Source organism: Aquimarina aquimarini, from assembly GCF_900299535.1.
Classification (GTDB): domain Bacteria; phylum Bacteroidota; class Bacteroidia; order Flavobacteriales; family Flavobacteriaceae; genus Aquimarina; species Aquimarina aquimarini.
The window spans coordinates 293,554-310,163 of sequence record NZ_OMKE01000010.1; the positions used below are offsets into that span (position 1 = coordinate 293,554).

Annotated in this window: 10 protein-coding genes; 4 read left to right on the forward strand and 6 right to left on the reverse strand. The window is 32.1% G+C overall.

Annotated elements, in window-relative coordinates; translation table 11 throughout:
• Window positions 1-105: 105 nt before the first annotated feature.
• The 4 genes from DG508_RS06535 to DG508_RS06545 all read right to left on the reverse strand — a co-directional run bounded on the left by DG508_RS06535 (window position 106) and on the right by DG508_RS06545 (window position 7,132).
• Window positions 106-3,069: a TonB-dependent receptor gene (locus tag DG508_RS06535; RefSeq protein ID WP_108867355.1), complete on the reverse strand. Its 2,964-nt coding sequence runs from the start codon at window positions 3,067-3,069 to the stop codon at window positions 106-108.
• A 335-nt stretch (window positions 3,070-3,404) separates the two neighbouring features.
• Window positions 3,405-6,029, reverse strand: a complete 2,625-nt coding sequence (locus DG508_RS06540) for a TonB-dependent receptor (RefSeq protein ID WP_108867356.1) — start codon at window positions 6,027-6,029, stop codon at window positions 3,405-3,407.
• 357 nt (window positions 6,030-6,386) lie between these two features.
• Window positions 6,387-6,554, reverse strand: a complete 168-nt coding sequence (locus DG508_RS21165; RefSeq protein WP_199912763.1) for a hypothetical protein — start codon at window positions 6,552-6,554, stop codon at window positions 6,387-6,389.
• Window positions 6,555-6,586: 32 nt separating this feature from the next.
• A complete protein-coding gene (locus DG508_RS06545) occupies window positions 6,587-7,132 on the reverse strand; it encodes a hypothetical protein (RefSeq protein ID WP_108867357.1) in 546 nt (181 codons plus the stop codon).
• Window positions 7,133-7,366: 234 nt separating this feature from the next.
• On the opposite strand from DG508_RS06545, the gene ychF reads away from it, so the two are divergent.
• From ychF to DG508_RS06560, 3 genes are all read left to right on the forward strand, one after another.
• A complete protein-coding gene (gene ychF, locus DG508_RS06550; protein WP_108867358.1) occupies window positions 7,367-8,461 on the forward strand; it encodes a redox-regulated ATPase YchF in 1,095 nt (364 codons plus the stop codon).
• 124 nt (window positions 8,462-8,585) lie between these two features.
• Window positions 8,586-9,485, forward strand: a complete 900-nt coding sequence (locus DG508_RS06555) for a DMT family transporter (RefSeq protein ID WP_108867359.1) — start codon at window positions 8,586-8,588, stop codon at window positions 9,483-9,485.
• 155 nt (window positions 9,486-9,640) lie between these two features.
• Entirely contained in the window at window positions 9,641-11,098 is a 1,458-nt protein-coding gene (locus DG508_RS06560; RefSeq protein WP_108867360.1) for a response regulator, read from the forward strand.
• Window positions 11,099-11,125: 27 nt separating this feature from the next.
• Here the strand turns inward: DG508_RS06560 and DG508_RS06565 are convergent, their stop codons facing one another.
• Both DG508_RS06565 and DG508_RS06570 read right to left on the reverse strand, forming a co-directional pair.
• A complete protein-coding gene (locus tag DG508_RS06565) occupies window positions 11,126-13,567 on the reverse strand; it encodes an alpha/beta hydrolase family protein (RefSeq protein WP_108867361.1) in 2,442 nt (813 codons plus the stop codon).
• A 135-nt stretch (window positions 13,568-13,702) separates the two neighbouring features.
• Window positions 13,703-14,473, reverse strand: a complete 771-nt coding sequence (locus tag DG508_RS06570; RefSeq protein ID WP_108867362.1) for an alpha/beta fold hydrolase — start codon at window positions 14,471-14,473, stop codon at window positions 13,703-13,705.
• Between the two features lie 128 nt (window positions 14,474-14,601).
• Here DG508_RS06570 and DG508_RS06575 point away from each other — a divergent pair, with 128 nt between their 5' ends.
• Entirely contained in the window at window positions 14,602-16,479 is a 1,878-nt protein-coding gene (locus tag DG508_RS06575) for a M61 family metallopeptidase (RefSeq protein WP_108867363.1), read from the forward strand.
• Window positions 16,480-16,610 lie beyond the last annotated feature (131 nt).

The following is a 16,610-nucleotide window of genomic DNA, read 5'->3' on the forward strand; positions in this document are numbered from 1 at the left end:
GAATTAACGATTTATATTTTTAGAAGTAGCAGTAGTGATATATAACAACCTCATTGTATGCCTACAATGAGGTTGATAGTTTTATACGTAATTAATTTATTCTTTTTATAATTTATAGTTCAGAGATAAAGTAAACATAGTACCTAATTGACTAAAATGAAACCCATTATAAGTCATTTGCGAGTATCGTTGATTAAAAGTGATTAGATTAGAATTAGTTCTTACTTGTGCTGGATCATTTAAGATTGCTTCTCCGTTTGCATTACGCGCTTTGAATTCCCATTCTGGTAATACATTTAGTAAGTTGTTAACATTTACTGCGATTGTAAATTTATTGGTAGCATTGAAATTGATTCCCAAATCTGTAACTACTTTAGGAATAAATTCGGTTTGTAGGTCGGTACTCATACCTTGTTGTCTAAAAGTAGTTTTTCCAAAATAAGTATTGTTTACTGAGAAATCAAACTTGCCAACCTCATAATTTGCTCCTAATATCCATTTTGTTCTTGGTCTAGAGGTGAAAAATAAAGCTTCCTGAGTTTCATTTACTACAGATTGCCCAGAGTCTTCAACAATTTTAGGGTTTTTAACATCACCGATTCTTTTATTTTCGATAGTATAATTACCAGATAAACTAAAGCCAAGTTGCCCATTTGCAATAGGAATATTTCTATAATTAGCAACAAGGTCTATTCCTGATGTTCTGGTATCAATTGCATTGACAAAGAAGCTCAGATCATTTAGGTTATTGTCATTAAGTAATTGATCTAAATTGGTATTACCAATACTATTGCCTACTGCATCAGTAGCTGTTTTTCCGATTCTGGTACTCAGAACGATTCTATCTTTAACTTCGATATTGTAATAATCAAAAGTAAAATTGATATTGCTATTAATTTTTGCTCCTATACCTACTGTAATATTAGTTGATTTTTCTGCATCTAATCTGGGGATATCTAATAATTTTGCTTGTGGAGAAATATTATTTATCAAACCACCAACCTGAATTCCTGCTCCTGGAACAAAGGCATATTGTGCTTTTTGTGAGTAAATTTGATGTAGGGTAGGAGCTCTAAATCCAGTAGAAATAGAAGCTCTTAGAGTAAGTTTATCTTGTAGAAATTTATACCTAGAACTTAGTTTCCATACAAAAGCTTCACCAAAGTCACTATAATCCTCTAGACGTACGGTTCCGTTTACTAAAAAATCTTTAGTAATATCAGCAGAAATATCTATATATCCTCCAAAGTTATATCGATTAAATTTTCCTGAATTCTCAGGGCTATTTCCAGCAAAAGAATCACTTCCACCACCATCATATGAAGCTAAACTACCTTCAAATATTTCAAAAGTTTCTGTCCTGAATTCTGCTCCAAAACCAATACTAATTTGATCAGAAAGTAGTTTGGCGATATCAATATTACCAACGCTATGTTTAAACCCTGTTCCTCCTGGATCAAATGATAAAGGACTATTCTCTCTATATAGTTCTGACCCCTCTATAAGTTCACCAGCATCTACGGTGCCATTACCATTTGCATCAATCCAAGTAGAAGGAGAGTATACTGTATTGCCATTATGAGAATTATTTACAATATAAGTCTGTGTATTTCCTCCTGTTGTATAACTCAGATCATAGTTCCAGCCATTTCTTACGGTTTTATAACCAATGGTGGCATTATAATCATTGAGAACACCTTCAAAAGTAGGAACATACCCTATATATTCACCGTTTGAACCATCAGGGAAAAAATCTTGCAGATAAGGAAAATCAGACAGAGTTCTCCAGTATGGTGTCCTGTAGTTGGCAAAGCTATTTACTTTTTTATAAACATAAGCCGCATTTATATACATCTGGGTGTACTCATTGATATCATATCCACCGTTTAGTAAAAATTTGGCAGCTGCCGTTTCTGGGGAACCATTAATGTTACCTGCATCGGGTTTGAAAGCTAAAAATTGATCAATATCTGCTCTTCCTTGCGTATTGGCGCTATTGATTTCTGCTAACCTTGTATTGTAAGCTGCTGTACCTACATAATTATCCAGAAAAAATTGTTGAGCTTCTTCTGCTGTACGACCAGCCATACTTGTAGAGCCTAATTCATTTCCTACGAGATAACTATTATAGCGATCAGGATCTGTAAAAACAAAGTCATTAAATTCTCCTTCTGCATCTACTGTTCCAGGTCTATTAGCAAGACTTACCTTAGAAAAATCAACAGTATAATTAAAAAAACCTTTGTTATCACTTATACTAGCTCCATTATTAAGGCTGACACCTATAGTTTCTCCATCTCCTTCTGATGTTATACCAGATCGTATTGTTACAGAACCCTCATCTGGATTATCTTTTAAAATGATATTCATTACCCCAGCAATAGCATCAGATCCATATTGGGCAGATGCCCCATCTCGTAATATTTCTACTCTCTTGATTGCATCTGTTGGTATTGCAGAGATATCAGAACCAGTTTCACCTATTCCAGGAGATGTTTGTGTATATAATAAAGCACTTAGGTTTTTTCGTTTACCATTAATAAGGATTAATGTTCTACTAGGCCCCATATTTCTAATTTCGTAAGGGTCAAGAAGTGAAGTAGCATCATTAACGGGAGTTTGAACAGTATTGAAAGAAGGTATCCTATACTGTAATGCTTTATCAAATGTAATTTGACCAGTAGAGGCCAGTTCTTTTACAGGTAATACATCTACTGGCAGGGAAGAGGTGGTATTACTTCTGGGTAATGCTCTAGAACCTACCAAAACAATTTCTTCTAGCTGTGCTCCACTAGCAAGTGTAATATTGATTATAGATCTTGAATTTACAGGAACCTCTTGAGCAGCAAAACCTATATAGCTATAGACGAGAACACCCTCTGGATTAGCTTCTATGGTATACTTACCATCAAAGTCAGTTGTAGAACCATTTTTTGTTCCTTTTTCAATAATGTTTACCCCAGGTAAAGGAGCGCCATCTGCATCAGAGACAACTCCGGTAACAGTAGTCTGTTGTGAAAAGGACAGACCTGTGGCTAGTACGATTAAGATAAGTGTGAATTTTTTCATGTAGTGAAGTTTGTGTTAAAATGATAGTTGGCTTGTTATTTGTTATGTATTAAATATATGAAAAACATCATATTTTAACATAAAAAAGAGTGTAATTATCATTTTTTGAAGATAAATCGCACAAAAAATCAATTTATTTGAATTTTTGAACGATAATACTCTCTATAGTGTTTTATATGTTAAGAAGATTTTATAATGAAGAAAACACTATTAATTAAAGTAAAATGAATACTGTTTTAACTTTGAAATAGAGTAGTAGAAGTGTAAAAAAAACCATCTACATTATAGTCTGTAGATGGTTTATTATATGCCAATTATAAGTATGTTTTATATTACTAAAAATTAAAATCTAATCTAGCATAATAGTATGCGCCACCAAATCCCATTTGTACAGCATCCCAATACCCTCCAGATTCTGTTTCCCCATCATTTTGCTGATCAGGGTATTCATTGAATATGTTATTTCCTCCAACGGTAAGTTTAAGATTTTCTGTAAGTCTATAACCAGCGTTAAGGTCAGCAGTAAGCTTAGCTCCATATACATCTTCTGTATCAGCAAAATCAATAAGTACAATCTCACTAAAATGGGTTAAGCCCACTCCTGCATTGAATTTATTTTTGCTATAGGTGGTGTTAAGAGAGAATTTACTTTCTGGTGCAGAAGCTAATAAGAAAGCACGCTCCCTTTCTCCAAAGAAAGTACTTTCATCTAGAGGACCATTATTTATATCTTCTATGCTCATATTATTAATATTACCCGCCAATGTTGCAGATACATCACCAAAGTCAAAGTTTCCTTTCCAAGAAAAAATTAGATCAAGGCCAATAGTTTCTGTGTCTACTCCGTTGGCAAAAAATTGTGCTTCTGATACATCTGGTATTTGTAACGCAGGGAATGTTCCTGTCAATACAATTCTATCTTTTACATTGATATAGTAACCATCTACAGTAATGGTAAAACCGTGAAAGCTAGCGGTCGCCCCCAATGCTCCATTTATAGCTGTTTCTTCTTTAAGTTGCTCAATGCCAAAAGAAGCAGTTACAGGGCTGTTATTGGCAGATAACAAGGTTTCTGTAGCAGTACCTCCTTGAAAATCTGTAAATCTAAGGTTGTAATAAATTTGTGCTAATGATGGTGCTCTAAATCCAGTACTTAGTGATCCTCGAATATTCACAGCCTCTGCTGCTTTGACCCTAAAAGCTAATTTACCATTAAAAGTACTCCCAAAATCACTGTATTCTTCAAACCTTGCTGCAGCACCCAATAAAAAGCGATCTGTAATATCTAATTCTGCATCAGCATAAAGGGATAGATTTGTTCTAGAGCGATCAACTTCATTTGATGGACTGTATCCTGGGAATCCCTGTGATCCTCCAGGCCTTGCATCTCCAGAAATTGGGTCAATAGGCTGTGTTTGATTTGCTGCATCTGTGATAGGTAATCCATTGACATCATAGGTAGCATAAGATGCTTCTTCTCCAGCAAAAATGGTAAAGTTTTCTGTTCTGTATTCTGTACCAAAAGCAATATTAAATCCATTTAATACATCTTCATAATACTTAGAAAAATCCAGACTAGTAGTATTTTGACTCAGACTATGTCCTCCTGCATCAAAATCGGTAGGAGAAGTGGTACCTAGAGAAGCGTTTAGAGTTCCTTTGATAAAATAATGAAAGTTGTTTTTACCCCAAGTATTATTAAAATCGATTTTCCATCCGCTTTCAGTCTCGGTTCTTATTCCTGCAGAAACCGAATTATCGATTATATTTGACGTAATTCTTGGTGTAAAACCATTAGGGAAAATAGAGTTTACTACACGTGCTCCATCATTACGAGTAAAAGCATATGCATCGGTATCTCTATAATTTCTTCCTCCAAAAGCATATATTTCTGTATTTTCAGAAATAGGTATTGCAGCATTGGCAAAGAAATTAAAACCATCAATAGCAGCTTCACCAAACCCTCTTCTAAAATCGTAGCCAGGACGTAGTGTTTTGTTTTTACTTAGGTATTCAGTAGTAAAGTTAGCAAAACCACCTTCACCAATTTCAACTCCATAATTTGCAGTAATTTTCAAAGAACCGCCATCAAAACTTTGATCATCTCCTATGCGATTCCCATCATTACCTGTGTCTAGTCTATTTCCATCCGTATTAGGAGTACCAGTAGGGAAATCTCCTTTTGCATCTGTATTGTATGCTCCATAACTAATACTACCAGTTAATTTGTTTACATTATCTTTTAATACAATGTTTATTACTCCAGCAATAGCATCAGAACCATATTGAGCGGCAGCGCCATCTCTAAGTATTTCAATTCTTTTGATAGAAGATGCAGGAATTGTATTGAGATCAGTACCAGAATTACCACGACCTCGGGTTCCAAAAATATTAATTAAAGACGAAGAGTGTCTTCTTTTACCATTGATTAAAACCAGTGTCTGATCTGGACCTAGCCCTCTAAGTGTTGCAGGGTCGATATGATCAGCACCATCTGACCCCGATTGCTTATTAGAATTAAAAGAGGGAGCTGTGTATTGTAAGAGTTCATTGATTTCTATCTTACCACTTTTGGTAATGATATCTTGCATATCAATAATATCAATTGCAACAGGAGTATCTGTAGCAGTTCGTTTAGGGCTTCTAGAACCTACTACAACAATAGTTCGTAATGCTTCTCCCTCAAGTAGAACAACATCTATTCTTTGCTGTGTTCCTACCTCTATTTCTCTCCCTTCAAACCCTATATAGCTATAAATAAGCGTAGCATTAGGCCCCACAGTTATAGAATATCTACCTTGATCATCTGTGGTTGTTCCGTTTGAAGAATCTTTTTCTACAATATTTACATATGGTAATGCAGCCCCAGAAGAATCTGTAATTGTTCCTGTTATTTCTTGTTGGCCAAAACACCAACTTATGGTGAATAAACTAAATAAAATGAGTGTGATTTTTTTCATAAAAAGTATTTATATAAGATGATTGTATGGTTAAATATATCTAAAATGATGTTATTTTAACTTAAACCATTGAATATTTTTTAATAAAAACACCTTTTTGTAGAGAATAATAGTGTAAATAACAGGTAAGAGGAGTGTTATTTTTAAGAGATTGCACAATAATTAAAGTTATGCTGAAATATGTTATTTTAATCTTGAAAAAAATCAATTTAATTATATACCATTAAAAAAATAAATAGATATAATATAAAATGTATGAAGTAGAAGAATGCATCCAAATTCTATTTTGTAGATTCAAAAAAGGTGTACATCATTGTTAGATAAATATGCACACCTTTTAATTATATCATCAATATATTAATCACATGGTGAATCCCAAGGTAAAGCACATAGAGGAGGGCTCCATTCTCCACCGCAGGCACGACAATCTTCTTCGTTTCTTGGCCATCCTGAACCTTTGATCGTTTGGAGTTGTTCTCTTTTTAGAGGTTGTACTCCTTGTAGTTTCATTATTTTGTGTAACATAGTTTTAGATTTTAAGAGGTTCGTATATACTTCTAATTTTCTATTGTATCATCATCATTTGCCCTATAAACAATTGTAATAATTCCGTCTGTTTTAGAATCATACATCTCTACGATAAAATTTTTATCTTCGTCAAAATAACCAACACTATTATTAGTATCTCCTGAGTTAACGATATAATATCCACTAGTACCGCTTAGAGGTCTTGCTTTTACAACTTTGTTCCCTGATTTATCCAAGAAAGTCATTATAAATCCTTTTTGGTCAGCTACTTTTGTATAGCTACGTATGTCTGATGAACTATGTGATTTTTTTACCGCTACTTCATCATTGATATATGTAACTGATTGATTTGTTTTACCCTCATCATCGGGATTAAGTTGCATTTTACTTTTCTTGGTGATGACTTCTTGTTTTTTGATAACTTTTTCTTCACCATTTGGGCCTTTGATACGAATAATCTTGGTAACTGTTTCTGTAGAAGAGTTTCCATTATCATTTTTGATATCTGATTGTGAGTAGATAGCAGTAGTTGGTATCACTATTAATGCTATCATAAGAGTTTTTAATATTTTCATTTGATTAGTTATTAAATTTAAATTTACAAAAAAGTGAAATATTCTGAAAATGATATGCCTAAAAAAGATAATAAGAAGCGATACATTATCGATTTTTTTTATGTTATATGGTTTAATAAATAATCTTATCGAAACCTACTTGTATACTATCAATGAATACCATTATCTTTGCAGACTCAAAATTAAAGGGGTAGAAAGATATGTATACCTCGACTACTATATAATATACGTACCATGAAAGCAGGAATCGTAGGATTACCAAATGTTGGAAAATCAACATTATTCAATTGTTTATCTAATGCAAAGGCGCAAAGTGCTAACTTTCCTTTTTGTACTATAGAACCTAATATTGGGGTGGTTAATGTACCAGACTCAAGGCTAGAAAAATTAGAAGAATTAGTGTCACCAGAACGAGTAATTCCTGCAACAGTAGAAATTGTTGATATTGCAGGTTTGGTAAAAGGAGCAAGTAAGGGAGAAGGATTAGGAAATCAATTTTTGGGTAACATAAGAGAAACCGATGCGATAATTCATGTTTTACGTTGTTTCGATAATGATAATATTGTGCATGTAGATGGTTCTGTAGATCCTATAAGAGATAAAGAAACAATTGATATAGAATTGCAATTAAAGGATTTAGAGAGTGTAGATAAAAAGCTTGATAAAGTAAAGCGCGCTGCCAAAACAGGTAACAAAGAAGCTCAGAAAGAAGAATCTATTTTATTAAAAATTAAAGAAGGACTAGAAGCAGGAACTTCTGTAAGAGCAATTGAATTTTCAGAAGATGATCATCTTGCCTATGTAAAACCACTACAGTTTATTACTGATAAACCAGTACTTTATGTATGTAATGTTGATGAAGGGGCTGCCGTAAACGGAAATGATTACGTAGAAAAAGTAAAAAAAACAGTGGCATCAGAAAATGCTGAGGTAATTGTATTAGCTGTAGGTACAGAAGCAGATATCACAGAGCTTGATGATTATGAAGAGCGACAGTTATTTTTGCAAGATATGGGGTTAGAAGAAGCTGGAGCTGCGATATTGATTCGTGCAGCATATAAACTACTTAATCAACAAACATATTTTACTGCTGGAGTAAAAGAAGTGAGAGCCTGGACAGTTACTATAGGAGCAACCGCTCCACAAGCCGCAGGAGTGATTCATACTGATTTTGAAAAAGGATTTATTCGTGCAGAAGTTATAAAATATGATGATTTTGTACAATACGGTAGTGAATCAAAAGTAAGAGAAGCAGGAAAACTAGGAGTAGAAGGTAAGTCATACATCGTAAATGATGGTGATGTTATGCATTTCTTATTTAATGTATAACATCTTACTGATTAAATAGATACTATAAGAACCTTTCTAAATCTTTTTAGAAAGGTTTTTTTGAACATTGTAATAATTATAATCATACATTTTTGTTGAATATTGAGAATTCTATCTTTAATAAATGAAAAGTAAAGGATTATCATCATATGGGATTATACTTGCAATTATTGGTATAGTATTATTTTCTGCAAAAGCCGTATTAGTTAAGTTAGCATATAGGTTTGATATAAGTTCAGAGCACTTACTACTATTTAGGATGTTATTTTCTCTACCAGTATATATCGTATTAGCCTTATACACTAAACCTGTACAAAAAGAGAATATTAAAAAGATTGATTATGTATGGATTTTCTTTTTTGGATTTGTAGGATACTATTTAGCTAGTTATTTTGATTTTTTAGGCTTACAATATATTAAAGCAGGATTAGAACGAATAATTCTTTTTGTATACCCTACATTAGTCATTATTATTTCTAGAGTGTTTTTGAAAGATGTAATAACAAATAGACAACTATTTGCTATTTTATTGACGTATATAGGGGTGATTATTACATTTTGGGGTGAAATTCATACAGAAACCGATCACCTTATATTGGGAGTTTTATTAATTTTTTTAAGTGCATTAACTTATGCAACCTATCTCGTAGGCAGTGGCTGGTTGATTCCTAAGTTTGGAGTTGTATCTTTTACTTCCTATGCAATGATAGTTTCATCAATGTGCATTATCATTCAATATTTAGTTTTTGATAGACAAGATATTTTTAATTACCCTACAGAACTATACGTTATTTGCATTATCATGGCAATTTTCTCAACAATTATACCTTCTTACTTAGTTTCTGCGGCAATTGCAAAATTAGGAGCCTCTAATTTTTCTATTATAGCAAGCCTTGGACCAGTATCAACGATTGTTTTAGCTTATATATTTTTAGGAGAAAATTTATCAATAATTCAAATTATTGGTGCTGTTATAGTCATTTTTGGTGTATACGTAGTCTCTCGAAAAAATAAGGTAAGATAAAATCTATTCTTCTATAGATTCTATCAATACAACTCCTATCTATTGATTAATCTTTTTTTTATTACTTTAACCTCTTAATTGTTAGTGGTTTGATGATAGTAAGTGAATCGCCTAAAAAAGATTAAACACATATCACTATAGATGTATAATTGACTATGAACAAAGAAGGAATTAAGGTGTTATTGCTTATCTATTACCTCATTTGTGTAGGAATTACTGGTTATGGGCAGGTGCGTAATGATGTAGAGAAGAAATTATTTTTGGTACAGCTTACTGATGATATTTTAAATGAAGGAGTAGTTTTTGAAAAAGGAAAAAATGTACTAGAAGTGACTAAAAAAGAAAGTGTTATAGATGTTTTTTTAGTGATTTCTATTCTCTTGTCTGGTATTTTGTTATTCACATATATAAAATACAGGCATGTTCGTAAAAAAAATGTTCTATTACAAGAAGAAAATAAAACCCTGATAGAACAAAGGATTGAAGCAGAAAAACTTACAGATACAAAATCTCAATTTATATCTACTGTTAGTCATGAATTAAGAACACCATTATATGGTGTTGTTGGAATTACTACTTTGCTATTAGAAGAAAAGGATATTTCTGGCAAGCATAAAAAATTATTAGATTCCTTAAAGTTTTCAGGAGATTATCTTCTAGATTTAATAAATAAAGTATTGAAAATAAGTAAAATTGAATCAAATAATGAAAAATTAACCAAAACTTCTACTAATTTATTTGAGCTCACAAAAAACTTGTTTTATTCTTTTGAGTATCAAGCAAAAAATAAAAATAATGAGCTGGTGCTAGAAATACCAGATGAATTACCAAGAGTATTACATGTAGACTCACTTAAATTATCTGAAGTATTAATTAATTTGATAGGAAACTCATCAAAATTTACTGAAAACGGGAAAATATGGCTTAGAATTAAAATAATTTCTCTTGAAAAAGAAATGATTACTATTCGATATGAGGTAGAAGATAATGGAGTAGGAATTCCAGAAGACAAAAAAGAGTTTGTATTTCAGAAATTTTCTCAGGTAGGAAGAGAGTTTAATAAATCAGAAGGAACAGGTCTAGGGCTATCGATTGTAAAAAACCTTTTGGAAATGATGGATAGCAAAATTAATCTAGATAGTAAAGAAGGAAGAGGAACCAAGTTTTATTTTGATTTAAAATTAGAAATAATAAATGAAAAAACAGTACAGAAAATAGATTGTGACCACAAAAGTGTTCATCCTGTTTATAGAAAAATATTAGTAGCAGAGGATAATAAGATTAATCAAATTGTCACTAAAAATCTTTTGAATATTATTGGATATGATTGTACTATAGTAGAAAATGGATTTAATGCCTTACAAATGGTTAAAAAAGAAGATTTTGATTTAATTTTAATGGATCTTAATATGCCATACCTTAATGGAACCGAAGCGACCAGAAGAATACGAGAGTTTAATCAAACAACACCTATTATAGCTCTTACAGCATCAGAGCTAAGTGAAGTTGGTAAAGAGTGTTTTGATATAGGAATGAATGATGTGATCAATAAACCATTAAACAAAAATGATTTAAAAAATATAATCTCTAAGCACTTATCATATAATATCTAAATGATAAACGACTAGTATATCAACAATTTAATTTACCTCTTTTGAGGTACTGTTATTTCTGTTTTTAACATATTTTTCTAACCATTGATCCTGTTCCCATAATAAATGTAATATCGATTCTTTTGCTCTGTATCCATGGCTTTCTTTTGGTAACATAACAAGTCTGGTAATAGCACCTAACCCTTTTAGAGCATTAAAGTAACGCTCGCTTTGAAGCGGATAAGTTCCAGAATTGTTATCAGCTTTACCATGAATTAATAACAAAGGAGTTTTCATTTTATCGGCATGCATAAATGGAGACATAGTATAATATACTTTGGGAGCCTCCCAATAATTACGTTCTTCTCGTTGAAAACCAAAAGGAGTGAGTGTTCTGTTGTATGCACCACTTCTTGCTATTCCTGCAGCAAAAAGATTAGAATGAGAAAGTAAGTTTGCAGTCATAAAAGCACCATAAGAATGCCCTCCAACTGCAACTCTGTTACGATCGATATACCCTAAAGAATCTACTGCATCTATTGCAGCTTTACCATTTGCCACGAGCTGTTTTCTAAAAGAATCATTAGGTTCTTTATTGCCTTCTCCAACAATAGGAAAAGAGGCATTGTCCAAAACTACATACCCTCTGGTAACCCAATATAGCATAGAACCCCAAAATGGATATGTAAACCTATTAGGGTTGGATGTAGATTGAGAAGCGCTTGATTTATCTTTATACTCTACAGGGTAAGCCCATAATATCATAGGCATCTTTTCTTTTTTTGTACGATCATACCCAATTGGAAGATATAAAGTGCCAGAAAGCTCTAAACCATCATCTCTTTTGTATTTTATAACTTCTTTGTGTACATTTTGAATACTAGTAAAAGGATTTTTGAAAAATGTTATTTGTTTTGGAGGATCTGTTTTATGAATGTTTCTTAAATAATAATTAGGATATTCATTAGCAGACTCTATTCTTAACAAAAAAAGACCTTTATCAATTGTTATCGCAGAATGAATACTCTCTTTTTTATTCTGGTATTTTGATTCATAAACCCGAGTAGTTTTATTAGATGCAATATTTAACTTATCTATAAAAGGAAATTGCCCATTTTTAGTATGTCCATCCCCAATCAAATAGATGTTGTTATTATTAATATGCACTACAGCATGTCCGTATTTATTCTTTATAGTTGCGGGGCTCCCAGGATTGCTATATCTATCTTGATAATTTCTGTTATGAATGATAGTAGGTTTTTTGCTGGGTGTAGACGGAGAAAAAACATATGTTCTCGTATTTCGAGTATTCCACCAATAGTCATACGCAATAGCAAATTCTTTGTTGGTAGTCCAATCTATTCTTGCAAAACGGTCGATTGTTTTTAAAATAGATTTAGGAGTTTCATCAAATGGGGCATTGAGTTGAAATATTTCATCTCTAAATTCTACATCCATTTTTGGATTCCCGTTATCTAAAGCTTCTGCCCATATCAATGTAGCAGGTAAGTCTTTACGCCATGTCATAGATCTTTTTCCTACTCTGGTAGCCATAAAGCCCTTTGGTAGTACTTCGCTGAGAGGGACTTTATTGATTGTTTTAAGTGTTTTTCCTGTTTTTGTATAAATTTTGGTTTCTTGTGGAAAACGTTTGTATGGAACCAAATAAGAAAAAGGCTTTTGAATGCTAGTTGCTATAATATAATTACCATCAGGCGAAAACGAAAAAGTACTGTACATAGCTGCAGAACTCCAAACTGTAGATGTACCGTCTAAATTTACCTTTCTTATTTCTGAAATGGCTAATTGCTCAAAATTGTATTCATCATTAGGGTTTTTTAGTAAATCCTGATACGTTCTGTTTTGTGCTTTTGTTCCTTCACTGATTGTAATAGTTGGACCTGTAGGTACAACTTTTTGAGAATCAATTAATGGTTTCTTATTAGCAGGAATACATTTTACCAATAAAGCAGAGCCATCTTTAAACCATTTATATGGAGTGCCTAAATTGGCATTGATAATTGCATTTGTAATTTTGGAAGCTTCCTTTGTAATGATATCTAGTACCCATAACTCAACCCCATCATGTGTAGTGTTTGTAAATGTTGCTTTACTTTGATCAGGAGACCACTTAAAATTTGCTATCATAGCATTTTTGGGAATCCCTTTGATTTGACTAGTATTGTTATCTGTAGTTTTCTTTAATTTGATATTATTAAAATAGTTTATTCTACTAGAAATATTGGTTTTAGGATTAATTCTTAATCCAGCCAGTCTTACTTCTTCTTGTGATAATTCTGCAATAGTTTTATAGCTGTTTCTGTAAAGAAAAATTAAATGTTCTCCTTTTTTGTCAATACGCACAGAAGGGGCGGGAGATATATCTACTAAGTTTAAAATCTCTTTAGGAGGTTTTTGATAATTAACTTTTTCTTGAGCATTAGCATTAGATAATATCAATACCAAAAGAAGTGATTTTAAGAGCTTCATAAATGATAGGTTATAATTAATATACTTATTTTATTATATAAAAATAATTTAAACATTATTGTTAATGTCAAAAAAAATGGATTTGTTACTAGTTTTAGTGATAATTAATAAGAAAAGTTATCAAAAACAGGGTAATTAGTATAAAGTATTAATAAACTCAGTTACTTTTTCAAGTATAATTTCAGGACTTTCTTTATGAGGTGTATGACCAATATTTGGTATTATTAAAGAAGCTGAATTTCCAGATGTATTATTTACAATAGAATGTACTTGATCGATTGTTCCATATTCATCCTTTTCTCCTTGAATAATAAGAGAAGGACATTGTATTTTAGGTAAATACTTTTCGATATTCCAAGACTCATACTCTTTAGATAACCAAGTCTCTGTCCACATAGAAAAAACAGCTTCTGTATTATTCTGGTGATATCGTGTTAATTTTTCTTTTAAGTTAGTGTTTTTGTATGCTATAACAGCTTTTTTGATCCCCTCAATAGTTTCTGGTTCTACAAATACATGTGCTCCTTCTGTAATAATAGCATTAATTTTTTCAGGAAATAAGGCAGCAGCTAATAAAGCAATACTACCGCCATCACTATGACCAAATAATATTACATTTTTTAAATTGAGATTATTTATTATTTTCTCTAGAATAATTGCTTCATTTTTTAAATAATCAATATCTCTTTTAGAAGTAGAGAAAGGAGCAGATTTACCATAACCCTGTCGATCATATGAAAGAATGTTTAATCCAGTTTTTAAAGCTATATGATTAGGGAAATCCCTCCATAATTCGATACACCCTAATGAATCATGTAAAAAAATAAGAGTTGCTTTTTCTGGCAATAAAAATGTAGGGTTGATTGATAGCTGTAATCGATATTGATCAATTATTAAATCTGACATATGGTTTTCAGTATAAAAATCAATAAAAATAGGTCAAAGTCTATACAAATTGTATAATTTGCACGTCAAAATTGAAACACTGGCACTTTTTTATAGTCTAGTGTATAGTAAATCATTAATTTATAACAATGAAAAGAACATTAGCCAAAATTTCTATTGGTGTATTATTGGTTGGTTGTGGAGCCAAAACCCCTATAAATGATATAGCCACAAGTATCCCTATAGCAACAGCATTGGATTTAACACAGGTGAAAAATGATAAAGTACCAGTTGTCATAAATCCAGGGCGCTTTACTCAAGATACAGTAAAATATTCATTGCCCAAAGTAGTACAAGGTACCTATGCGGTAAGTGATTTTGGGAAATTTGTAGATGATTTTAAAGCCTTTGACTATGATGGTAACGAGATTAATGTAACATCAGAAGATACAAATACTTGGGTAATCACAAATGCTAAAAATTTAGATAAGATAACCTATAATGTTAATGATACATATGATATTGAGAATACCGATATCGGCACACCTTTTTCTCCATCAGGAACCAATATTGAACCAAAAAATTATGTGTTAAATCTTCATGGATTTATTGGATATTTTGATGTGTTAAAAAATAATCAATATGCACTAGAGGTAAAAGCACCTACAGGAATGAAGAGAACATCTGCTTTGCAAAAGACAAGTGCGGATGTAAGTGAGGATGGAGCTGTAACAACAGATACGTATTTTGCAACTCGCTATTTTGATATTACAGATAATCCTATGATGTATGGTGATCTCGATGTAGAAGAGTTTATGGTAGGAGATATTAAAATAGTATTGAGTATCTATTCACCCAATAATGTACATACTGCATCAAAAATAAAAGAAACAGTTTTTAAAATGATGAAAGGGCAAAAAGCATATATGGGAGATATAAATAGTACTCCTCGTTATGATATATACCTTTATCTAGCATCAGGTGCAGAAGATGCACCGTCTGGATTTGGAGCCTTAGAACATCATACTTCTACTGTTGTAGTATTACCAGAGCAAATGCCTGATGAAGCCTTGGCATCGGCAATGATTGATGTAGTATCTCATGAGTTTTTTCATATCGTGACACCATTGAGTGTTCATTCTGAAGATGTACATTATTTCGATTATAATCAACCTACATTCTCAAAACATTTGTGGATGTATGAAGGAGTAACTGAATACTTTGCAACCTTATTTCAGGTAAACCAAGGATTGGTAGAAGAACAAGAATTTTATGATAAGATTATAGGTAAGATTCAAGGTGCTAGTAGTTATGATGATACAATGAGTTTCACAGTTATGAGTGAAAATATTCTAGAAGAGCCGTATGCTTCTAATTATATCAATGTATACGAAAAAGGAGCCTTGATAGGAATGTGTATCGATATTTTGATGAGAGAAGAGAGTGGAGGAAACAGAGGGATATTATCTTTGATGAAAGAATTGTCCTTAAAATATGGTAAGAATAAGCCTTTTGATGATGATAAGATTATAGATGAGATCATCACAATGACATATCCATCTGTAGGTACGTTTTTAAAAACGCATGTGGTAGGAAAGACTCCAATCAATTATAAAGAATTTTTTGACAAGGTTGGAATTGCTATAACTTCAGAAAAAGTTAAAACAAATTATATCCAGAACTCAGGAGTATTAATAGTAGCAGGTAATCAAGAAAAAGGAACCATCTTTTTTACAGATTTAGTTGCTGATAATAGCTTTTGGGCAGAAAATGGAGCTAAGCCTAACGACGATATCATAGAGGTTAATGGAACCAAGCTAACATTGCAAAATGCAAATACGATTCTTGGAGGAACGTTTCAATGGCAAGAAGGAGATGATGTTGTAGTTAAGTTGAATAGAGCAGGAAAAGAAGTAATTATCAAGACCAAAGTGACTAAGTCGTATACAAACGGAAATAAACTTGGCGTACTCAAAGATTCTTCAAAGAAGCAGACAGTTCTTAGGGATGCTTGGTTGAAGGGATAAAAATAGAAATGACTAAAAAAAAGAGCCTGAATATTTTGAGGGCACTGAAAAAGTCCTTTAAAAGGATTAAAATACGAGGAGTGAAAACGACAATGTTTTCGCTCCTTTTTTGTATCTTAAATCTTGAATTT